This is a genomic window from Extibacter sp. GGCC_0201, assembly GCF_017566055.1.
Taxonomy (GTDB): domain Bacteria; phylum Bacillota; class Clostridia; order Lachnospirales; family Lachnospiraceae; genus Extibacter.
Genome location: NZ_JABFCH010000004.1, coordinates 40,498 through 62,856 on the forward strand (window position 1 = coordinate 40,498; position 22,359 = coordinate 62,856).

At 48.0% G+C, this 22,359-nt stretch carries 15 protein-coding genes; 14 read left to right on the plus strand and 1 reads right to left on the minus strand.

The window, feature by feature from the left end; translation table 11 throughout:
- Window positions 1-47 precede the first annotated feature (47 nt).
- The 8 genes from HJV72_RS03740 (at window position 48) to HJV72_RS03775 (ending at window position 8,660) form a co-directional block, all read left to right on the plus strand.
- Window positions 48-1,397 (plus strand): glucose-6-phosphate isomerase, encoded by a 1,350-nt coding sequence (locus HJV72_RS03740; RefSeq protein WP_208068778.1) that lies wholly within the window; start codon window positions 48-50, stop codon window positions 1,395-1,397.
- Window positions 1,398-1,459: 62 nt separating this feature from the next.
- On the plus strand, window positions 1,460-2,917 hold the full coding sequence (locus HJV72_RS03745) for an aminotransferase class I/II-fold pyridoxal phosphate-dependent enzyme (RefSeq protein ID WP_208068780.1): 1,458 nt from the start codon (window positions 1,460-1,462) through the stop codon (window positions 2,915-2,917).
- A 52-nt stretch (window positions 2,918-2,969) separates the two neighbouring features.
- Window positions 2,970-3,959, plus strand: a complete 990-nt coding sequence (gene holB / locus HJV72_RS03750) for a DNA polymerase III subunit delta' (protein WP_208068782.1) — start codon at window positions 2,970-2,972, stop codon at window positions 3,957-3,959.
- A 4-nt stretch (window positions 3,960-3,963) separates the two neighbouring features.
- Complete coding sequence (locus HJV72_RS03755; protein ID WP_066581048.1) at window positions 3,964-4,875, plus strand: PSP1 domain-containing protein; 912 nt, start codon at window positions 3,964-3,966, stop codon at window positions 4,873-4,875.
- Window positions 4,865-5,602 carry a tRNA1(Val) (adenine(37)-N6)-methyltransferase gene (locus tag HJV72_RS03760; RefSeq protein ID WP_208069053.1) on the plus strand — a complete coding sequence of 246 codons (738 nt, stop codon included), beginning with the start codon at window positions 4,865-4,867 and terminating at the stop codon, window positions 5,600-5,602. Before HJV72_RS03755 ends, HJV72_RS03760 begins: the two co-directional genes overlap by 11 nt.
- Window positions 5,603-5,640: 38 nt before the next feature.
- Window positions 5,641-6,477 carry a 16S rRNA (cytidine(1402)-2'-O)-methyltransferase gene (gene rsmI / locus HJV72_RS03765; RefSeq protein ID WP_208068784.1) on the plus strand — a complete coding sequence of 279 codons (837 nt, stop codon included), beginning with the start codon at window positions 5,641-5,643 and terminating at the stop codon, window positions 6,475-6,477.
- A gap of 164 nt (window positions 6,478-6,641) precedes the next feature.
- The gene (locus HJV72_RS03770) at window positions 6,642-7,754 is read left to right on the plus strand and encodes an ABC transporter ATP-binding protein (RefSeq protein ID WP_208068786.1); all 1,113 of its coding nucleotides are present in this window, start codon (window positions 6,642-6,644) and stop codon (window positions 7,752-7,754) included.
- Between the two features lie 297 nt (window positions 7,755-8,051).
- Window positions 8,052-8,660 (plus strand): hypothetical protein, encoded by a 609-nt coding sequence (locus HJV72_RS03775; protein ID WP_208068788.1) that lies wholly within the window; start codon window positions 8,052-8,054, stop codon window positions 8,658-8,660.
- A gap of 71 nt (window positions 8,661-8,731) precedes the next feature.
- Here HJV72_RS03775 and HJV72_RS03780 read toward each other — a convergent pair whose 3' ends face one another.
- The gene (locus HJV72_RS03780; RefSeq protein WP_208068790.1) at window positions 8,732-10,075 is read right to left on the minus strand and encodes an MATE family efflux transporter; all 1,344 of its coding nucleotides are present in this window, start codon (window positions 10,073-10,075) and stop codon (window positions 8,732-8,734) included.
- Window positions 10,076-10,336: 261 nt separating this feature from the next.
- Here HJV72_RS03780 and HJV72_RS03785 point away from each other — a divergent pair, with 261 nt between their 5' ends.
- The 6 genes from HJV72_RS03785 to glgB all read left to right on the plus strand — a co-directional run bounded on the left by HJV72_RS03785 (window position 10,337) and on the right by glgB (window position 22,329).
- The gene (locus tag HJV72_RS03785; RefSeq protein WP_208068792.1) at window positions 10,337-11,422 is read left to right on the plus strand and encodes a PucR family transcriptional regulator; all 1,086 of its coding nucleotides are present in this window, start codon (window positions 10,337-10,339) and stop codon (window positions 11,420-11,422) included.
- 12 nt (window positions 11,423-11,434) lie between these two features.
- Window positions 11,435-13,714: a hydratase gene (locus tag HJV72_RS03790; protein ID WP_208068794.1), complete on the plus strand. Its 2,280-nt coding sequence runs from the start codon at window positions 11,435-11,437 to the stop codon at window positions 13,712-13,714.
- 164 nt (window positions 13,715-13,878) lie between these two features.
- Window positions 13,879-14,361: an RNA polymerase sigma factor gene (locus tag HJV72_RS03795; RefSeq protein WP_208068796.1), complete on the plus strand. Its 483-nt coding sequence runs from the start codon at window positions 13,879-13,881 to the stop codon at window positions 14,359-14,361.
- A 36-nt stretch (window positions 14,362-14,397) separates the two neighbouring features.
- Entirely contained in the window at window positions 14,398-16,308 is a 1,911-nt protein-coding gene (locus tag HJV72_RS03800) for a beta-propeller domain-containing protein (RefSeq protein ID WP_208068797.1), read from the plus strand.
- A gap of 1,110 nt (window positions 16,309-17,418) precedes the next feature.
- Window positions 17,419-20,307, plus strand: coding sequence for a hypothetical protein (locus HJV72_RS03805; RefSeq protein WP_330618765.1), 2,889 nt, complete (start codon window positions 17,419-17,421; stop codon window positions 20,305-20,307).
- A gap of 111 nt (window positions 20,308-20,418) precedes the next feature.
- Complete coding sequence (gene glgB, locus HJV72_RS03810) at window positions 20,419-22,329, plus strand: 1,4-alpha-glucan branching protein GlgB (RefSeq protein WP_208068799.1); 1,911 nt, start codon at window positions 20,419-20,421, stop codon at window positions 22,327-22,329.
- Window positions 22,330-22,359: the final 30 nt, after the last annotated feature.

The following is a 22,359-nucleotide window of genomic DNA, read 5'->3' on the forward strand; positions in this document are numbered from 1 at the left end:
CTAAAATGAATTAGATATATACTTTAAGATAGAAGGGAAGGGTCACTATGGAGAATAAAGTAACATTTGACTATTCGAAAGCAGAGACATTTATCTGCAATCATGAACTGAAGTCCATGAAGAACATTGCAGAGCAGGCGAAAGCAGAGCTTCTTTCAAGAGAAGGGGCGGGGAATGATTTCCTTGGGTGGATTGACCTTCCTGTTGACTATGATAAAGAAGAATTTGCGCGGATTAAAAAAGCCGCAGAGAGAATCCAGTCTGATTCCGAAGTACTGCTTGTAATCGGTATCGGAGGTTCCTATCTCGGGGCGAGGGCCGCGATTGAATTTCTTCGCCATAACTTTTATAACATGGTTTCTAAAAAAGTCAGGAAGACGCCTGAAATATATTATGTAGGAAACAGCATCAGCAGTACATATCTGAAGCATCTGATCGACGTAATTGGAGAACGGGATTTCTCAGTGAATATCATCTCCAAATCGGGGACGACGACAGAGCCGGCCATAGCATTTCGTATTTTTAAGGAATTGCTGGAGAAGAGATATGGTAAGGCTGAAGCAGGGAAGCGGATTTATGCGACGACGGACAAGGCGAGAGGGGCGCTCAAGAACCTTGCCGACGAGGAAGGGTATGATTCCTTTGTCGTGCCGGACGATGTAGGCGGACGCTTCTCCGTGCTAACGGCAGTTGGACTTCTTCCCATCGCGGTAAGCGGAGCGGATATCGATAAGCTGATGGAGGGCGCCGCTTCAGGCCGGAAGATGGCTCTGGATGCCCCATTTGAAGAAAATGACGCCATGCTTTACGCAGCCGTCCGCAACATACTCCACCGAAAGGGAAAGATGGTGGAGATTCTGGCAAATTATGAGCCAAGCCTCCACTATGTATCTGAATGGTGGAAGCAGCTATATGGCGAGAGCGAGGGCAAGGACCAGAAGGGAATCTACCCCGCGTCCGTGGATCTTACTACCGACCTGCACTCCATGGGCCAGTTCATCCAGGACGGAAGCCGTATCATGTATGAGACGGTGCTGAATGTGGAGGAGTCGGCAGAAGAGATTATCCTTCAGGAAGAACCGGTTGATCTGGACGGGTTGAATTACCTTGCAGGGAAGAATGTTGACTTTGTTAATAAAAGTGCCATGAACGGTACCATTCTTGCCCATACGGACGGTAATGTGCCGAACCTGATAGTCAATATACCGAAGCAGGATGAATTTTCGCTTGGTCAGCTGTTCTACTTCTTCGAGTTCGCGTGCGGCGTGAGCGGATACATCCTTGGGGTGAATCCATTTAACCAGCCGGGCGTTGAGAGTTACAAGAAGAATATGTTTGCGCTTCTCGGCAAACCTGGTTTTGAAAAAGAAAGAGAAGAGCTGCTGAAGAGATTATAAGACTGCCCGACCGGACTGCAGCAGTCCGGTGAGCATACACTAAGAGAAAGCTACAGCGTTATATGAACACAATTTATGATAAGTTAAGTGAATATAGTAATTCTGATTTCTACGGCTTCCATATGCCAGGCCATAAGAGGAATACGGACATGATCGAATCCTCTATACCGTACCAGATTGACATTACGGAGATCGAGGGCTTTGATGACCTGCACCATGCGCATGGAATGCTGAAGGAGGCCCAGGCAAGGGCGGCACTGGTCTATCAGGCGGAGGAGACTCATTTCCTTGTCAATGGGAGCACGGTAGGAATCTTAAGCGCTGTTGCGGGCGTGACTACAAAAGGAGACACGGTACTTGTGGCAAGAAACTGCCACAAGTCCGTGTATCATGCTATATATCTGAATGAGTTAGAGCCTGTTTATTTATATCCGGGATTCCGCACAGATGCATGTCTGAATACGGAGATATCTGCCGGGGATGTAAAGCGTGCTTTAGAAAGGTATCCCCATATACGGGCGGTTATCATTGTCTCGCCGACTTATGACGGCGTCGTATCGGATGTCGAATCCATCGCCGCCACTGCCCATGAAAAAGGGGTTCCGCTGATCGTCGATGAAGCTCATGGGGCACACTTCGGATTTCATCCTTATTTTCCAGAGAATTCCAATACAAAAGGAGCCGACATCGTTATACACAGTCTGCACAAAACGCTGCCGTCACTGACTCAGACGGCACTGCTGCATATGAACGGAAAGCTTGTGGACCGGGGAAAGGTGAGAGATTACCTGCACATGCTGCAGACGAGCAGCCCGTCCTATGTATTGATGGCAAGTATAGATTCCTGTATCGACCTACTGGAGAGACGGAGCGAGGATATATTCGAATCTTATGTGGAGATGCTGGAGCGTACACGGCAGGAGCTGAGAGAGCTTAAGTTTCTGCATATCGCTGAGACAGAGCATTTTGACCGTTCCAAGATAATCATATCGGTGAAGAATACAGATATGACCGGGCAGATGCTTTACAAAGCACTTCTGGAGGATTATCATTTACAGATGGAGATGGCGGCTGGTACATATGTGCTGGCGATGACGTCGGTCGGAGATGTAGAGAATGGGATGCGCCGTCTTGCCCGCGCGCTCCGCCATATGGATCTGGAAACCGGCCGGCGCATGGAGAGAGTATCCTGCTGTGGCTGTGTTGGAAGTCATGAGCTGCCTTCTGGGGGAACGCTGCCGCATCTCGAAGTTTTTTGCAGCAGTTCGGCTGCCGCTGCTTGGAAGGAACAGGCCGCTGCGTCTGGTCAAAGGTGTACGGAGATGGTTCCATGGGAGAATAGCGTGGGATGCATTTCCATGGAATACGCATACCTGTATCCGCCGGGCAGTCCATTGATTGTTCCCGGAGAAAAGGTTTCGAAAGAGGCCGCAGATATGTTACAATGGTATAAGAGCATGGGCTTTACTGTAGAAGGCCCGGCCAGAGACCGGTATATCGAGGTCTGGATGCAGGAATAATAGAACAGTAACTGACGTACGATTTTCAGAAAAATACTAGGGGAAATACAAAATGGGAAGTTTTAAAGATGTGGTTGGACACAAAAATATCATCGACTATATAAGAAGTGCAGTGCAGGAAGATAAGGTGTCGCACGCATATATATTGAACGGGGAAAAGGGAGCGGGGAAGAAGATGCTCGCGAACCTGTTTGCAACAACGCTGCTCTGTGAGAAGGCCGGGCCGGACCCGTGCAATGAATGTCACTCCTGCAGGCAGGCTGAAAGTGGGAACCACCCGGATATCATCAAAGTGACTCACGAGAAGCCGAACACGATCAGCGTGGACGATATCCGTGAACAGGTCAACAATACGATTCTGATAAAGCCGTACCAGGGACCTTATAAGATATACATCATCCCTCAGGCTGATATGATGTCCGTGCAGGCGCAGAACGCACTCCTTAAGACGATTGAGGAGCCGCCGGAGTATGCGGTTATTATGCTGCTCACGGAAAATGCAGATACGCTGCTTCCGACAATCGCCTCCCGCTGCGTGATGCTGAAGCTTCGTAATATCAAGGATACACTTATCAAAAAGTACCTGATGGAGACGATGGAAGTACCGGATTACAAGGCAGACATGTGCACCGCTTTTGCCCAGGGGAATATGGGACGGGCGATACTGCTTGCGAATTCCGAGTATTTTAACGAGATTCGCGAGGAAGCGGTCCAGCTGTTGAAATATATTCAGGAGATGGAGCTTAGCGAAATCGTAGAAGCGGTGAAGCGGATTACGTCTTATAAACTTGAAATCAACGACTACCTGGACATCATCATGGTGTGGTACAGGGATGTCTTGTTATATAAAGCGACAAAAGATATGGACAAGGTTGTGTTCAAGGATCAGATCAAGTATATTAAAGAACAGGCGAGAAAGAGCTCATACGAAGGTGTCGAGCTGATTCTTAATAGCCTCGAAAAAGCCAAGACCAGACTGAAGGCGAATGTCAACTTTGAGCTGGCCATGGAGCTTCTGTTCCTTACCATAAAGGAGAATTAAGGATATGACAAAAGTGATAGGAGTAAGATTCCGGCCTGCGGGAAAGATATATTTTTTCGCGCCGGGAAAGTTCAATATTAAGACAGGCAACAAGGTCATCGTGGAGACCGCCAGAGGCGTGGAATTTGGTTCTGTCGTCACCGGTCCGAAGGAAGTCGCAGATGACCGGATTACTCAGCCGCTCAAGTCTGTTATCCGTATAGCCACGAAGGATGATATGGATAAGGAGGCAAGAAACAGGGAGAAGGAGAAGGAAGCCTTCGAAATCTGCCTGGAGAAGATCCGCAAGCATGGGCTGGAGATGAAGCTGATAGACGCGGAGTATACATTTGACAATAATAAGGTATTGTTCTACTTTACGGCAGACGGCAGAATTGACTTCCGCGAACTAGTGAAGGATCTGGCGAGCGTGTTCCGGACAAGAATCGAGCTAAGGCAGATTGGTGTCCGGGACGAGACGAAGATTCGGGGAGGAATCGGCATATGTGGCAGACCGCTCTGCTGCAATACGTATCTGACAGAATTTGCCCCGGTGTCCATCAAGATGGCCAAAGAGCAGAACCTGTCCTTGAATCCGACGAAGATATCGGGCGTGTGTGGGAGGCTGATGTGCTGTCTTACGAATGAAGAAGAGACATATGAGGAGCTGAATAACAGGCTTCCGTCTGTCGGTGACCACGTGACTACGCCGGAGGGGCTGCACGGGGATGTCCAGTCGGTGAACGTGCTGCGCCAGCAGGTGAAGGCAATCGTAACTCTGGAAAATGACGAGAAAGAGATTCGGGAGTATAAAGCAGCCGAATTAAGGTTCAAGCCAAAGCGCAGGAAAAAGGACGTAAGACTTACGAAAGAAGAGCTTGCACAACTGAAGGCGCTGGAAGAGAAGAATGGGGTGTCAAAGCTGGATGATAACTAATCTGAAGCCGGGAGAACGGCTGGACGACCTGCAGATCAAGGGATATGAGATTATCCAGAGTCCCGGGAGGTTCTGCTTCGGGATGGATGCGGTGCTGTTGACTTCCTTTGCTCATGTCAGGGCGGGGGAAGAGGCGCTGGATCTGGGAACCGGGACAGGTATCCTGCCTCTCCTGCTCGAGGCCAAGAACGAAGGTTCACGCTACGTGGGACTGGAGATACAGGAAGAGAGTGCAGATATGGCACGCCGAAGCGTCCGCCACAACGGGCTTGAAAAGAAGGTTGACATCGTGACAGGTGATATCAAAGAGGCGGCCGCTATATTCGGACCGGCCTCTTTTCATGTCATTACGACGAATCCCCCGTATATGATTGGGAACCACGGGCTCAAAAATGACAATGAGGCATTGTACGTGGCCCGTCATGAGGCGCTGGTCTGTCTTGATGATATCCTGCGGGAAAGTGCAAAGATACTCCGCCCGAAAGGAAGGTTCTATATGGTGCACCGTCCGTTTCGCCTGCCGGAGATATTTGCGAAGATGTGCAGCTATAGGATAGAGCCGAAACGTATGCGTTTCGTATATCCGTACGTCGATAAGGAGCCCAATATGGTCCTGATCGAGGGGCTCAAAGGCGGGAATCCCAGGATGAAGGCAGAGCCGCCGCTTATCGTATATGAAAAGAACGGCGATTACACAAAAGAGCTGCGTGGCCTATACGGAGTATAGGCACGTCCGCTTGGTACGGTGCAGAAAAGGAGGGGATTATGGCCGGTATATTGTACTTGTGCGCAACGCCTATCGGAAATCTGGAGGATATGACATTCCGGGCAGTACGAATATTAAAAGAAGCTGATCTGATTGCAGCAGAAGATACGCGCAACAGTATCAAGCTTTTGAACCATTTTGAGATTAAGACGCCGATGACAAGCTATCATGAGTATAACAAGTTAGAAAAGGGGCGGAAGCTTGTCGAGCTGCTTCTTGAAGGCAAGGATATCGCTCTTATAACGGATGCAGGAACGCCCGGGATATCCGATCCGGGGGAAGAACTCGTGAAGATGTGCTATGAAGCAGGTGTGGCTGTGACATCCGTGCCTGGTGCCGCGGCGTGTATCACGGCGCTTACGCTGTCGGGCCTGTCTACGAGAAGATTCGCCTTCGAGGCATTTCTCCCTTCGGACAAAAAGGAGCGGAGGGAGATACTGGAAGAACTGGCGGGAGAGACGAGGACCGTCGTCCTCTATGAAGCGCCCCACCGTCTCGTCCGGACGTTGAAAGAGCTGGCGGAAGCGATGGGTGACAGGAAAGCAACCGTATGCAGGGAACTGACAAAAAGGCATGAGACGGCATTTGCCACCACGTTGGAAGATGCATGCTTATATTATGAGACGACAGAACCAAAAGGGGAATGTGTCATCGTCGTGGAGGGCAAGAGCCGGAAGGCAGTCAGGGAAGAGGCACGGGCCAGGTGGGAAGAGCTGAGCATGGAAGAGCATATGGAGCAGTACCTCTTGGCCGGCATGACAAAAAAAGATGCTATGAAACAGGTTGCGAGGGACCGCGGGATTGGTAAGCGTGAGGTATACCAGGCGCTGCTCTAGCGGATGCCGGCAGACGCGGCAATGCTCTTGTTCAACTTGTATAGAATTATTTAAAAAGATTGTTCAACTTGGGCATGGTTCAGGTTGAACTTTTTTTATATACTTTGTTACAGAACGAAAAAGGTATCGGATGATACGAGAGGTTGATTAGGAGGAAGTTAAAAATGGCAAGTTTATCATTAAAGCACATTAACAAAGTATATCCAAATGGATTTGAAGCAGTAAAGGATTTTAATCTTGAGATTGACGACAAGGAGTTCATCATATTTGTCGGACCGTCCGGATGTGGTAAATCTACGACGCTTCGTATGATTGCAGGTCTGGAGGAGATATCTTCGGGTGAACTCAGGATTGGGGATAAAGTGGTAAATGACGTAGAGCCGAAGGACAGAGATATCGCGATGGTATTCCAGAACTATGCGCTGTATCCTCACATGACGGTGTATGATAACATGGCATTTGGTCTGAAGCTTCGGAAGACTCCGAAGGACCAGATTGACAAGATGGTCCGCGAAGCTGCAAGAATCCTCGATTTGGAACAGCTGCTGGACCGGAAGCCCAAGGCTCTGTCAGGAGGCCAGAGACAGCGTGTCGCCATGGGCCGTGCCATTGTACGTGATCCTAAGGTATTCCTTATGGATGAGCCTCTTTCCAACCTGGACGCTAAGCTCCGCGGCCAGATGCGTATTGAAATCTCCAAGCTGCACCAGAGGCTTGGAACCACGATTATCTATGTAACCCATGATCAGACTGAGGCTATGACGCTCGGAACAAGAATCGTAGTTATGAATGCAGGTATCGTACAGCAGGTGGATACGCCGCAGACGTTATATGACTATCCGTGCAACCTGTTCGTGGCAGGATTTATCGGGTCTCCTCAGATGAACTTTATCGATGCGGTATGCAAGGTGAACGGTGAGAAGGTAGTGCTTCAGGCAGGACCTTCGGCAATCGAGCTTCCGCCGGCGAAAGCGAAAAAGCTCATTGACGGCGGATATGACGGTAAGACAGTCGTTCTCGGTATCCGTCCGGAGGACGTGCATGATGAGCAGATGTTCATCGAGTCTTCTCCGAACACCGTGATAGAAGCAACCATCCGCGTATATGAGATGTTAGGTGCGGAGGTGTACCTGTACTTCGACTACGAAGGGTCAAATATGACAGCAAGGGTTGATCCGAGGACTACAGCAAGAACAGGCGATACAGTAAAGTTCGCTCTGGATGCAGAGAAGATTCACGTGTTTGACAAAGAGACAGAACTCACAATTACAAACTAATTTCTAATAATGCAGGATGCCGGCCCGATAGGGCTGGTATTCTTTTGCGTATTGTGATACACTGAATAAAACCTATCTGAACGGCGTTCCGCCATTCAGGGCTCATAATGAGCCAATCAGGCCGCTCGGCCAGCAAATTCACTGATAATGCAGATAAACGGAATGTGTGGTGCTGCCTATGGATGAAAAATAATATACAAAATTGAAGCTGTTATTTTGTATGCCTAAGTACAAAATACAGCTTGTATATGCAAACGTAAACGGTTATAATGATAAAACACATAAGGAGTGAAGCGTATGACAGAACAGAAATTTATTGAGATTCTTGGGGCAATGCTGGATGAGAAACTAGAACAAAAATTGGACGAAAAACTGGAGCCGGTAATCAGGAGGCTGGACGCCTTGGAACAGCGAATGGACGCCTTGGAACAGCGAATGGACGCCTTGGAACAGCGAATGGACGCCATAGAACAGCGAATGGACGCCATAGAACAGCGAATGGACGCCTTGGAACAGCGAATAGACGCCTTGGAACAGCGAATAGACGCCATAGAACATAAGATAGAGTCGCTGGAACAGAACGCAGAGTCTGTAGAGCAGGATATAAAGCAGCTTAATATCCGTCTTGGCGGTATGAACGAGCAGATGAAGCAGATGGTTGAATGGATTGTTGCCCTGGAACAAAAGGTAAAGCAATCAAACCAACAGTTCTACGAGTTTCAGCTTATGGTGGAAAATGATATCAAGCACTCGGTATCTATGTTATGTGAAAATGTGTATCCTGTGTCTGAAGGATGGATAAAGAATGAGCGGAGGCTTACCTCCTTGGAAGAAAACGTTGGCGTCATCAAGGTCATCGTCGAGAAGCACGGCCGTGAAATCAAGAATATAAAACGTATGCGGTAAACGGGCGGAAGGTTTTCGGCTTTTTCGCTTATCTTCCGGTTTAAATGCACAGCAGCAGGCGGTTGGTTTGACTAACCGCCTGTTTTGTGATGAGAACGCTGTTTTTTAAAGTGCCGGCAGACGAATAGGAGTGCAACAATGCATGTAGCCATCTCTGTGACCGGGAAGGAGAGCCACACACCTGTCATCCCGAACATGCGCGACATCACAAGCGTAAGAGGGAGCAGAAGGACTATGCCACGAAGCATTGCAAGTGAAAAGGAAAGCCGTGCCTGTTCTACTGAGCTGAACAGTATGGCTGAAATAATATTGATGCCGACAAATAAAAAAGCGGTAAAGTATAAAATGATTCCCCGCCCCGCCATCTCTGCCAGTGCCCCGTTGCCGCTATGATTGAACAGGCCGATGACTGGAACCCTCAGGATAGACAGGAGGCTGTAGATTACGAGAGAGAAGACGGAGGCTGAAATGATGGCATATACATAGACTCTGCGTATGCTGTCCTGCCGACCTGCTCCGTGCGCTTCGCTCAACAGCGGCTGGCTGCCCTGCGCAATTCCGGTATATATAGAAGTGACGACGAGCGACAGGTTTGCAATGATGCCGTATGCGGCAACACCCAGATTACCTTTTAAGGACAGGATGATGAAGTTGAACGTGATCATCACTATACCGGAAGCCGCTTCAGCGATGAAAGAGGACAGGCCAAGCGAGAGAAGCCTTGCACTGCCTTTTACCATATGGGACGGCCTTGCAAGCCTTAGACCGCTCTTGGCAGAGAACAGATGAAGCGAGAGGACACCAAGACTTATAAGGGGTGCAAGGCTGGTGGCGATTACGGCGCCGAATATCCCCATTCCGAGGGGGAAGATGAATACGTAGTCCAGAATGACATTAGAAAAGCTGCCGGCAAGCATAGCAGCCATGGATAAGTTTGGATTCCCGTCATTCCTCACAAAACAGAGCACAACGTTATTGAGCATAAAAGCAGGTGCAAACAGCAGTATAACCTTCAGATATATGCGCGTCATCCCGAATACGGCACTATCGGCGTGCAAAAGTGATGTAAGAGCTTTATCCCCGAATGCTCCGGACAATACAAAGAGGAAAGAAAGGGCAAGTGCCGCGATGACAGCCGTGGTGAATGTCCGGCGTGCCGCGGCAGTATTACCGGCAGCCTTCTGAATGGAATATCTTGTTCCTCCTCCCATACCGGCCATCAGACCCGTACCGTGGATAAAGCTGTAGACCGGGATTGCCAGATTCAGCGCAGTAAGCCCGTCAGGGCCTAGCCCGCGGGCGATGAACAGAGTATCAGCCAGTATATAACAGGAAAGGCCGACCATCCCGGTGACATTGAACAGTACGTATCTGCAGAAGGTAATAAAAAGTGAAGATGAATTTGTATCTTTCATAAATAAGCCTCCAAAAAAAGCGCCGGCTCCATACCTTCTCAGACCTAATGGTATGGCTTCCAAACGCTTCTCATACTTTACCCGGTGGCAAAGTCATATTCTGTATGTGGTTCCAGACGGCATATGAATTGTTACTGCCGCCTTGCTTTCTGAAGGTATCATACATGAATTAAAGTGGAGTGTCAATGGTAAAATATTAGACACTGCCAGTTTCGTATGGTAAAATGATAAATGGACGTATAGTCCGACAGGAGGATGCGGATGTTATTGAACCAGGTATTGCATAAGACGGTCCAGGATATCCGAAGGATAACGGAGCTGGAAGTATCCATTTGGGATATTCATGCGACATGCCTTGTCATGACGAATGAAAAGCAGACAATGCTGGACAGGCAAGTGGCATCATTTATTAAACATTCGGGAGAATCCCGGGAATATATAGAGGACGGCACAGGGCTGTTTCTGATTCATGCGGAAGATGAACCGGTATATGTGCTGGCGCTTCAGGGAGATAAGTCCCATATTGCCATGAGCGGGCGTCTGGGGGTAAGCCAGCTGGAGAACCTGATATCTGCATATAGAGAGAGAATGGATAAGAACCGTTTTATCCAGAACCTGATCTTAGATAACTTGCTGCTTGTAGATGTCTATAATCAGGCGAAGAAGATGAAGATACCCGTGGACCTGCGAAGAGCGGTGTTCCTTATCGAGCCGAAGCACGAAGGGGAGAACCTGGTGCTTGAGACATTGAAAGGCCTCTATGCCACAGGCAGCAGAGACTTTGTAACGGCTGTGGACGAGGGGCATATCATTCTTGTCAAAGCGCTGGAAAAGACGGAAGATTATAAAGATATGAACCAGACTGCGAAGGTTATCGTCGATACGCTTAACATGGAGGCCATGGTCAGCGTCAGGGTCGCATATGGGACGATAATCGAAGAACTGAGGGATGTATCCAGATCATATAAAGAGGCTGCTATGGCATTGGAAGTAGGCCGTGTGTTCTATGCGGAACGCAATATACTTGCATACAGCGAGCTCGGAATAGGCAGGCTCATACATCAGCTCCCGGTACCGCTTTGCGAAATGTTCCTGAAAGAGGTGTTCGATGGCGGAGGTTCAGGAGAGTTTGACGATGAAGAGCTGGCAACCGTCTATACCTTTTTTGAAAACAACCTGAACATATCCGAGACAGCCAGACAGCTATACGTTCACAGAAACACACTTGTGTACAGGCTGGAGAAGATACAGAAGAAGACGGGACTCGACGTAAGGGTGTTCGACGACGCGTTGACATTTAAGATAGCTATGATGGTCGCAGACCACATGAAATATATGAAAGAGTAGGAGGAAACTAACATGGTGAAATTATACGATAAAGGTGTCTATCTGCTGAACGGTACAGAGATTGAGGAAGATGTAAATGCAGTGTCCGCAAGAACAGGGCAGGCCGTATCACAGGAAGATGCCGCTAAGAATACGATGGCATACAATATTCTGGCTGAACATAATACGTCCGGCAGTATGGACCGCCTGCAGATCAAGTTTGATAAACTCACATCCCACGATATTACCTTTGTGGGAATTATCCAGACGGCAAGGGCATCCGGGCTTGAGCGCTTTCCAATTCCATACGTGCTGACAAACTGCCATAATTCTCTGTGCGCGGTAGGTGGTACGATTAATGAGGATGACCACATGTTCGGGCTTACCTGCGCTAAGAAGTACGGTGGTGTATATGTGCCGCCTCATCAGGCGGTCATCCATCAGTATGCCCGAGAGATGCTTGCCGGCGGCGGAAAGATGATACTTGGGTCGGACAGCCATACCCGGTATGGTGCACTAGGTACGATGGCAATGGGCGAAGGCGGACCGGAACTTGTGAAGCAGCTGCTGGAAAAGACTTATGACATCAATATGCCGGGTGTCGTGGGTATCTATCTGGATGGAGAGCCTGCAAAGGGGGTAGGACCTCAGGACGTTGCGCTTGCCATTATCGGAGCCACATTTGCCAACGGATATGTTAACAACAAAGTAATGGAATTTGTCGGGCCGGGCGTAGATAAGCTGAGTGCAGACTTCCGTATCGGAATAGATGTCATGACGACAGAGACGACGTGTCTGTCATCCATATGGAAGACAGACAGCAAGATTGAAGAGTTCTATGAGATACACGGCCGGGCGGAAGACTACAAAGAGCTGAATCCTGGAGCCGTCGCATATTATGATGGTATGGTATATGTAGATCTGGGAGAGATTAAGCCTATGATCGCGATGCCGTTCCACCCGTCTAACGTGTATACGATTGACGAAGTGAATGCCAATCTGAAGGATGTACTCCACGATGTGGAGCAGAAAGCGCTTGTAAGCCTGGACGGTGCGGTAGATTATACTCTTCAGGATAAGATCGTGGGCGGAAAACTGTATGTGGAACAGGGTATCATCGCCGGATGTGCAGGAGGCGGTTTTGAGAATATATGTGCAGCGGCGGATATCATACGCGGAAAATATATCGGGGCCGATGAATTTACATTCAGCGTATATCCGGCAAGCACGCCTATATACATGGAACTTGTCAAGAATGGAGCCGTGGCAGATCTAATGCAGGCGGGTACGATCGTGAAGACGGCATTTTGCGGACCATGCTTCGGGGCAGGGGACACGCCGGCCAACCATGCGTTCTCCATCCGACACTCAACGAGAAACTTCCCGAACAGAGAAGGGTCTAAGCTGCAGAGCGGCCAGATATCATCCGTGGCGCTTATGGATGCGAGATCTATCGCGGCTACTGCGGCAAATAAAGGATTCCTCACTTCGGCAGCAGATATGGATGTAGAATATAAAGGACTGAAGTATCATTTTGATCAAGAAATATATGCCAACAGAGTATTTGACAGCAAGGGAAAGGCAGACCCTTCTGTAGAGATCAAGTTTGGCCCTAATATCAAGGACTGGCCTGAGATGCCTGCACTGCCTGAGAATCTTGTGCTCAAGGTGGTGGCAGAGATTCACGACCCGGTAACGACGACAGACGAGCTGATACCGTCCGGCGAGACTTCTTCCTACCGTTCGAATCCGCTCGGCCTGGCGGAATTCACCTTGTCCAGGAAAGACCCGGCTTATGTAGGGCGGGCGAAAGAGGTTCAGAAGGCACAGAAAGCGATTGAGGCACACACGTGTCCTCTCGACGTACTGGATGAGCTGAAGCCGGTGATGGCTGCGGTGCGGAAGAAATTCCCGAAAGCCGGAGAAGGCAACATAGGCGTGGGAAGTACGATATTTGCCGTGAAGCCAGGCGACGGCTCTGCCAGAGAGCAGGCGGCATCCTGCCAGAAGGTGTTAGGAGGATGGGCCAATATTGCCAACGAATATGCCACAAAGAGGTATCGCTCTAATCTTATCAACTGGGGAATGCTTCCATTTATTACGAAGGAAGAGCATCAGAGCCTGAACTTTAAGAACGGAGACTACATCTTTGTACCTGGCATCAAAAAAGCGATTGAAGATAAGACGCCTGACATCAAGGCATATGTAGTGGATGGAGGGCTTAAGGAAATCACTCTGAGCGTAGGCGATATGACAGATGCCGAACGCGAAATCATCCTGAAAGGATGCCTGATTAATTATTACAAAGGCTAGAAAGGGACACCCTTAAATTAATTGGGGACGGAGGTTTTTTCATTTTCCTCCGTCCCCAATTAATTTTTTATCCTTTTGATGCAACAGCCGGGGGTGTTTTTGACTCTTATTTATATCACAGGTATTAGGAAAAGATATTGTCATATCTCATGGGAGGGCAGGATATGAAGTGTGATGCAAGTACGTTTGCACAGTTGTATGAGACGGTTTACCATGATCTGTACCGGTTTGCCCTGTGTCTGGTGAAGGATGGTCATGACGCGGAGGATGCAGTCAGCGAGGCGGTGGTATCCGCTTTCGAAAATATCGGAAAACTTCGGAAAGCGGAGTCGTTCAAGAGCTGGATATTTACCATTCTGGCTAATGTATGCAAGAGGAAGCTCAGGAAGGATGCCAATCACAAAAGCAGCGAACAGTCTTTAGAAGTGTACCAAGATGCTGCCGGGGTGCAGCCCGACTATGGCCTGGCGCTGGATGTGAAACAGGCGTTTTTTGTGCTGGAGGATGAAGAGCAGCTCGTCATCGGCCTGTCGGTGTTCGGCGGCTACAACAGTGCCGAAATCGGGTCGATGCTGAGCCTGAATGCCAGCACGGTGCGATCTAAGAGGAAGAGGGCGCTGGAAAAGATGGAATGTGTGCTTAGATAGCTTAGATAATGTGATATGAATGAAAGGGGCATCGATATGGATAAAAGGGAACAAGACATCGTGACAAAGATTGATGAAAAGACGAGAGACATTGAGACGCCGGACAGCTTACGTCCTGATGCGGTGGAAAAGATGTTGGAAGTTCATAATCAGAAGGCCAGAAGATGGAGCCCCGCCAGGATTGCCGGCCTTGCGGCAGCCTGCCTTGTGCTGGTGGCCGGGGTATCCTTAGCCGTCATGTGGAATAACGGAGGTACTGGAAAGGTTAAGACAGAACAACAATCTGCCACAGGCGGCGATGCTATAGCATCAGCAAAGGATTATGATCAGATATATTCCTATATTGAGAATTACAATAAGCAGCAGAAAAATATGGAAGCAGCATATGGGGCGCTGGAAAGCAAAGAAATAGCAACAGAAGATTCTTCCGCCGAGTCTGCCGGCAACACCGCAGCACAGATGAGCAAATCTGATTCGGGTGCCGCCGCAAGTGCATACTCTTCTACGAACGTCAGGCAGGAAGGGGTAGATGAGGCAGATACGTCCAAAACGGACGGAAAGTATCTCTATGTACTCAAGGACAGCCGTCAGGAGATTGCGGTCGTCGAGGCGAAGGAAGGCGTCCTCAAAGAATATGGAAGCATAAGTGCGGAAAAAGGGACGGCGATAGAAGAATTCTATCTGAATCCGGAAAAGAAGCGGCTGGTCATGATCTGCAGCAGGACGCAAGGAGGAGATGGAACCCTGTTACGGGATATGGACAGCAGCACATCCACAGAAGCAGTGACCTACGACGTGGCTGATCCCTCAGAACCTGCCCAGATAGGAAAGATACGTCAGAGCGGCTCCTACAGCTCATCCAGGATGTCGGGTGATTATCTGTATCTGTTCAGCACTTACTACACCGGGACCGGCATAGCACGGAAGGATGAGAAGTCTTTCGTGCCGATCGTCAATGAAAAGCCGCTGGCGTTTGATGATATATACCTTCCGCCGGCAGATATGGGCAATATGTATGAAGTCGTAACAGCACTTGATATAGAGAACCCGGATACGATTACAGACAGCAAGGCCATCTTCTCCAAAGGCGGCGAGATATATGTGAGCAATGAGAATATCTATTATTATGAAAATGAGTGGGAGGAACCGGATAAGACAAGTACGACGGTAAGAAAGATTGCATATAAGGACGGCAGGCTCAAAGCAGAAGCTCAGGGGACTTTTGACGGCTATCTGAATGACACGTTCTCTATCGATGAATATAAGGGCTATCTCAGGGTGGCAGCCACGGTAGGGGACACGAACTCGGTCTATGTCATGGATGATAAGCTGAAGATTATCGGTTCCATCGAGGGCCTGGCAGAGGATGAACGGATTTATTCCGCAAGGTTTATGGGAGACGCAGGCTACTTCGTGACCTTCAGGGAGACTGACCCGCTGTATTCCGTAGATTTCTCAGATCCTGAGAAGCCAGAGATAAAAGGGGCTTTAAAGATACCCGGATTTTCCGATTATCTGCACTTTTACGGCGAGGGACTTCTGATCGGCATCGGAATGGATGTAGATGAACATACGTCCGTCACCGGAGGAGTCAAACTTACGATGTTCGATATAACGGATATGACAGACGTAAAAGAAAAAGATACGTATGTGCTGGACAATGTATACAGTACGGATGTATCTTACGATTATAAAGCGGCTCTGGTCGATGCCGGGAAGAATCTCATCGGATTCCCGGGATATGAAGCCGGCGGCCAGAAGTATTACCTTTTCAGCTACAGTGCCGAGGACGGGTTCAAATGCCTTCTTGACGAAGAGATTAACGGCAGCGGAATGGTAGCTGCGAGGGGAATCTATATAGGGGATGTCCTGTATATCGTCCAGGGAAATATCGTAGAATCGTACAGCTTAAGCAATTACAGCAAAATTGATGATATCATCCTATAAAGGAATGTTGTACGGATATGTCTGAATGTTTGAATAGACAGAATATTTAGTTGAATTAATACAATTATAAATTAATGAATTAAAATATCGAAAATAGTATTGACAAATAAAAAGGGCGATGATATTATATAGTCAATCCAAAGGAAATCCAAAAAAGAATCTTGACGAGAAAGAGATTCTTGAGAAAGGGAAGTGCATATAATGAACGATATATGCAGTCCATTTTTCAAAGGATTATAAAAATTATATCTCATATGTAGGTGAGATATATATTTGGAAATAAGGAAAAGGAGGCTTAATCCATTGGACAATGTAATATCAGAATCAAAATCTCAATATGTTAGTGGTATGGCAAATATAAATTCCCGTAGAATAAGCCTTAACAATAGAGAATAAACCGGTAGATAAATAATAAAAAGAATATTCGGAGAAGAAGAATAACCGGAATGGCAAGATTCGTATTTGCAGACATATTGATAGTATATACCACAGATAGTTCAAAGAGATTAGAAGATGTGTGAAGAAACATCAGCTAATATATCTGAATTTATATAATGGGAGCTATATAGGCAGTGGTTATAGAAGAAATAACTTAATACGGCTGTAGACGAAGGAATAAGGGCGGAGGCTATGGTCGGAACGGCTATAGGTATAATAACCGGGTTGACTGGCTTATATAGAGAAAAAAGAGGGATATAAATAATGATATGAAGATTATAATCTTATAGTCCGAAGCTTTGAGTTATAATTCGAATATAAAAAGGAGATAGGCTTTAGGGAATAGAATCAAAAATGAACCTCCGATAAATAATAAGAATATGATAAAATTAAATATAAGGTAGCCATCATTGTCAGAATGATTATGATGGCTGCTTTTTTATTACAATAAAAAAGCTCTATCCTATGCAATAACATGGGATATATTTCCACTTCTTTGATTTGTAATGTTTTGTAACATAATATTAATATTTTTTATGCTTATATTTTGACATTGATATAGGCTTATGATAAACTTATATCAGTGAATTATGGAGTATTATAGCATAAACTTGCGAATGTTAAGAGACACAGGAGAGGAATAGTATAAAAAATATTATTGAGGTGAGAACTTTGGATAAATACGAATATCGTGTAAAAACAGAGCAAATGCTCGAATATATGGAGAAAAAGCAATATAAAAAAGCGATGGAAATAGCTGATACCGTGGATTGGAGAAGGGTGAAGAATGCAGCCATGCTCAATACGGTCAGTGAAATATATGAATATAATGGAGAGTATCAGAAGAGCAGGGATATTCTGTTCGTAGCCTATGACAGATCTCCGGGGAGCAGGAAGATCGTGTACCGGCTCGGAACGCTTGCTCTTAAGATTAATGATATCGAAGAAGCCTCAGACTGCTACGAAGAGTTTGTCAAGCTGGCGCCTAAGGATCCTAACCAGTACATATTAAAGTACAAGATTCTTAAGGTACAGAAAGCGCCTTATGAAGAGCAGATTGCGGCGCTTGAAGATTTTAAGAAGTCAGAGTATGTCGAAAAATGGGCGTATGAGCTTGCCCTGTTATATCATGAGGCAGGGATGACTGCAGAGTGTCTGGAAGAATGCGATGACCTGATACTGTGGTTCAGTGAAGGGAAATATGTGTATCAGGCTATGGAGCTTAAGATGAAGTATAAGCCGCTGACCCCGCTGCAGCAGGAGAAGTACGACAGCCGTCCGGGAGCGGCAAAGAAACCCCAGGTTAAGAAGGCGGCAGCGGAGGCCCCCATTAGAAGCAGCCGGGTTATCGCAGCGGAGCCGGAGGAAGAGGCGATACCGGAGGATGCAGTCAGCTTGCCGGAAGAAGAGACGCCGCTGCCCTCGATAGAACCCACAGTGAAGGATATGACAACAGAAGTGCCGGCAATCGATGAGGTGCTGAAGGCTGTGGAAGAGGAGATGGATGTTCCGTCAGATGAGACACGCAGAATTCCGGTAGAAGAGCTGGAGGAACTGGAAGAGCTCCAGAACCGTCAGAAATCACCGATTACGAAGATTGTCAAAGGGGCTACGCTGCAGGAAGCACTGGCGAATGGAGTGAAGGTTGCCAGCGGTATTGATATAGAAGAAAAAGCGATGGCCGAGAAGACAGAAGAATTACGTATAACGGGCCAGATGCGTATAGAAGAGATTCTGCAGGAATGGGAAGCAAAGCAGAAGGACCATGCAGAGGCGATTGAAAAGCAGAAACAGGAAGATGTAGAGCGCATCAGCAAAGAAAGAGAACAAGCCAGGAAGCGCAGAGAAGCGGAACGCAGAGAAGTAGAAAGGAAAGCGGCGGAAGCCGAAGCGGCCCGCAAGGCAGCAGAGGAAGAAGCGGCAAGGAAAGCAGCGGAGGAAGAAGCGGCAAAGAAGGCGGCAGAAGAAGAAGCAGCCAGGAAAGCAGCAGAAGCTGAGGCAGCCAGAAAGGCGGCAGAAGAAGAAGCATTCCGCAAAGCGGCGGAAGAAGCGGCCAGAAGAAGAGCAGCGGAAGAAGCTAAAGAAGCGGAAGCCGAAGCAGCCCGCAAAGCCGCGGAGCAAAAAGCGGCAAGGAAGGCAGCAGAAGAAGAGGCAGCCCGCAAGGCAGATGAATCAGCGTCAAAAGAGAAGGCCAAGAAGACGGTTCCAAGCATGACGGAGGATATCAGACAGCTTATGGAGGAACTGGAACACGGAGTTGCTGAGCCGGAGCCGGAACCGGAAGAAGAGACGGATTACTATGAGGAAGATGAACCATTAGAAAATATGGGCAGCCTCGTAGAAGAGCTCCAGATGGAAGATGTTCCGGAAGATGAAGATGATTTTGAGGACGATTTCGATAGCGGATTAGAGGAAGATGATTTTGAAGACGACTTCGGAGCCGAAGATGCCGATGAGGACAGCTATGACGAAGAAGACGGATACGAAGATGATTTCGACGACGAAGAAGACTTCGACGAAGACGATTTTGAGGAAGAAGACTACGAAGAGGAAGACTTGGAAAGTGAGGATGATTTTGACGAAGAAGACTTCGGGGACAACTATGACGAAGATGATTTCTTCGACGATGATGAGCCGGAAGCAGACGAACCGGAAGAAGAGCTTGTGATTGAAGAGCCTTCTGAGGAGGAGATTCAGAAGCGCATTAAAAAGTCCAAAGGAGGAGGTGTCCCCTTCGACACCGGTTTTGTCGTGACTGGACGTTATGACCTGAGCGCGACGAGCGAAATCGGCCTGAAGGCAGGGCTTACGGAGGAACAGAAAAAATTGTTTTCTTATTTCGTTCCGGTCAGAGGTATGAGTGAGCAGATTGTCGAAGTGCTGGATAACGACAGAAGAGCACAGCGTGAAGGGACATCCAAGACAGGAAACCTGATGGTGATAGGGCGAAAAGGATCGGGAAAGACTGTATTGGCAGTGGATATCGTAAAAGCGATTCAGAAGCAGAGGAACCTGAAACAGGGCAAGGTAGCAATAGTAACAGGTGAATCACTGAACAAGAAAGAACTGTCCAATATTATCCAGAAGCTGCGCGGCGGGGCAATTATCATAGAGAAGGCCGGAAAGCTGAACTCACGAACCGTGAAGGAACTGAATTATCTGATGGAGAAGAAGACAGGAGAGCTTCTATTTGTACTGGAAGACCAGAGAAAACCGCTTGAGAGGATTCTCACGGCCAATCCGGAATTCAGAAAGAAGTTCACTTCCAGGCTGGAACTTCCGGTATTCATCAATGATGAGCTTGTGACATTCGGCCAGACATATGCCAAAGAGAACGGCTATAAGCTTGATGAGATGGGAATCCTTGCATTGTACAGCAGGATAGATGTTATGCAGAGGGAAGACCATGCAGTTACCGTAGCAGAAGTCAAGGAGATTATGGATGAGGCAATATCGCACTCTCAGAAGGCTAACGTGAAGCACCTGGCCAGAAGAGTGTTCGGAAAGAGTACGGACGATTCTGACAGAATCATATTGAAGGAAGAGGATTTCAGGATTTAGGAACATAAAGAAAGGGTTCTGGCAAGGCAACATTTGTCAAAACCCTTTCTTTTTATTCCTGTCTAAAGTATAATAAACGTAAATAAAGACAGGAATGCGAGGGGTGACGGTATGGCAGAAAAAAGAAAGAGGTCATATGAGATTGGAGAACTGGACCACTATCTCTTTGGACAGGGAAACCATTATGAAATCTATAAAAAGCTGGGGGCACACAAGGTAACCAGAGGCAAGAAGACGGGGGTATATTTCGCCGTATGGGCGCCTCATGCTAAAGCGGTGACCGTTGTGGGGGAATTTAATGACTGGGATATGGAAGCGAATCCCATGGAGAGAGGAGAACCGCTTGGCATATATACATGCTTTATTCCCGGAGCTGAAGAAGGAGAGATGTACAAGTTCTGTATCGAGACCTATTCCGGGCAGTACATTTTCAAAGCGGATCCCTATGCTAATTATGCCGAACTGAGGCCGGGAACTGCTTCAAGGATAGCAGATATAACAGGGTTAAAGTGGACGGACCAAATCTGGATGGAGAAACGTGCCAAGTGGAATCACAGGGAGGAGCCGATGTCCATATATGAGGTCCATATCGGATCTTGGAAGCGCCACCTTGGGCGGGAAGACGAAGGGTTCTATACGTACCGTGAGTTCGCAAAGGAAATTACAAAGTATGTTAAAGATATGGGCTATACTCACGTTGAGCTGATGGGAATAGCCGAGCATCCATATGACGGCTCCTGGGGATACCAGGTGACAGGATACTTTGCCCCGACGTCACGATATGGGACGCCGCAGGATTTCGCCTGGATGATCAATTACCTGCACAAGAACAAGGTCGGCGTCATTCTCGACTGGGTACCGGCGCATTTTCCGCGGGACGCCCACGGACTGGCGGACTTTGACGGGACACCCACCTATGAATATGCAGATCCTAAGAAGGGGGAGCATCCGGACTGGGGGACGAAGATATTTGATTACGGGAAGAATGAGGTGCGTAACTTCCTCATCTCGAATGCATTGTTCTGGATTGAACAATATCATGTGGACGGCCTGCGCGTCGATGCGGTGGCATCCATGCTCTACCTTGACTACGGGAAGCAGGACGGACAATGGATAGCCAATAAGTATGGCGGTAATAAGAACCTTGAGGCCATCGACTTCTTCAAGCACCTGAATTCCGTAGTGCTTGGCAGAAATCCAGGCGCGCTGATGATAGCGGAAGAATCTACGGCCTGGCCGAAGGTGACGGGAGAGGTAGAAGAGGACGGTCTTGGATTCAGCCTGAAATGGAATATGGGATGGATGCATGACTTCACGGAGTATATGAAGCTGGATCCAATCTACAGGAAAGGTGCTCATAATCAGATGACTTTTGCCATGAGCTATGCTTACAGCGAGAACTATATCCTTGTGCTTTCCCATGATGAAGTGGTACACCTGAAGTGTTCCATGCTCAACAAGATGCCTGGCATCGGCAGAGATAAATATGCGAATCTGAAGGCCGGCTATGCTTTTATGATGGGTCATGCGGGAAAGAAGCTTCTGTTCATGGGCCAGGAATTTGCGCAGCTGCGTGAGTGGAGTGAAGAGAGAGAGCTTGACTGGTATCTGCTGGCGGAGGAGGAACACCTCCAGATGCAGAACTGGGTCAGAGACCTGCTCCATCTGTACAGGCGCAATAAGGCCATGTATGAGATGGACAGCTCGTGGGAAGGATTTGAGTGGATCAATGCGGACGATGCAGAGCGGAGTATCTTCAGCTTTGTAAGGCATTCAAGGGACTGCAAGAAGAACCTGCTGTTCATCTGCAATTTCACGCCGGTGGAACGGGGGGACTACCGGGTCGGCGTGCCCAGGAGAAAGCAATATAAGCTTATCCTTAACAGTGATGACATCCAATATGGCGGAACCGGGCAAGAAAGGCCACTCGTATATAAGGCTGCCAAGTCTGAATGTGACGGAAAGCCATACTCGATTGCATACAATCTGCCGGCGTACGGCGTGGCAGTGTTCGAGTTCTGACATGAACGGGGCCTGGCCGCACATATACTG

What these genes read in the sequence shown, in the direction of transcription:
- HJV72_RS03740 (WP_208068778.1), top strand. Translation starts at nt 48, where the DNA reads ATGGAGAATAAAGTAACATTTGACTATTCGAAAGCAGAGACATTTATC.
- HJV72_RS03745 (WP_208068780.1), top strand. Translation starts at nt 1,460, where the DNA reads ATGAACACAATTTATGATAAGTTAAGTGAATATAGTAATTCTGATTTC.
- holB (WP_208068782.1), top strand. Translation starts at nt 2,970, where the DNA reads ATGGGAAGTTTTAAAGATGTGGTTGGACACAAAAATATCATCGACTAT.
- HJV72_RS03755 (WP_066581048.1), top strand. Translation starts at nt 3,964, where the DNA reads ATGACAAAAGTGATAGGAGTAAGATTCCGGCCTGCGGGAAAGATATAT.
- HJV72_RS03760 (WP_208069053.1), top strand. Translation starts at nt 4,865, where the DNA reads ATGATAACTAATCTGAAGCCGGGAGAACGGCTGGACGACCTGCAGATC.
- rsmI (WP_208068784.1), top strand. Translation starts at nt 5,641, where the DNA reads ATGGCCGGTATATTGTACTTGTGCGCAACGCCTATCGGAAATCTGGAG.
- HJV72_RS03770 (WP_208068786.1), top strand. Translation starts at nt 6,642, where the DNA reads ATGGCAAGTTTATCATTAAAGCACATTAACAAAGTATATCCAAATGGA.
- HJV72_RS03775 (WP_208068788.1), top strand. Translation starts at nt 8,052, where the DNA reads ATGACAGAACAGAAATTTATTGAGATTCTTGGGGCAATGCTGGATGAG.
- HJV72_RS03780 (WP_208068790.1), bottom strand. Translation starts at nt 10,075, where the DNA reads ATGAAAGATACAAATTCATCTTCACTTTTTATTACCTTCTGCAGATAC.
- HJV72_RS03785 (WP_208068792.1), top strand. Translation starts at nt 10,337, where the DNA reads ATGTTATTGAACCAGGTATTGCATAAGACGGTCCAGGATATCCGAAGG.
- HJV72_RS03790 (WP_208068794.1), top strand. Translation starts at nt 11,435, where the DNA reads ATGGTGAAATTATACGATAAAGGTGTCTATCTGCTGAACGGTACAGAG.
- HJV72_RS03795 (WP_208068796.1), top strand. Translation starts at nt 13,879, where the DNA reads ATGAAGTGTGATGCAAGTACGTTTGCACAGTTGTATGAGACGGTTTAC.
- HJV72_RS03800 (WP_208068797.1), top strand. Translation starts at nt 14,398, where the DNA reads ATGGATAAAAGGGAACAAGACATCGTGACAAAGATTGATGAAAAGACG.
- glgB (WP_208068799.1), top strand. Translation starts at nt 20,419, where the DNA reads ATGGCAGAAAAAAGAAAGAGGTCATATGAGATTGGAGAACTGGACCAC.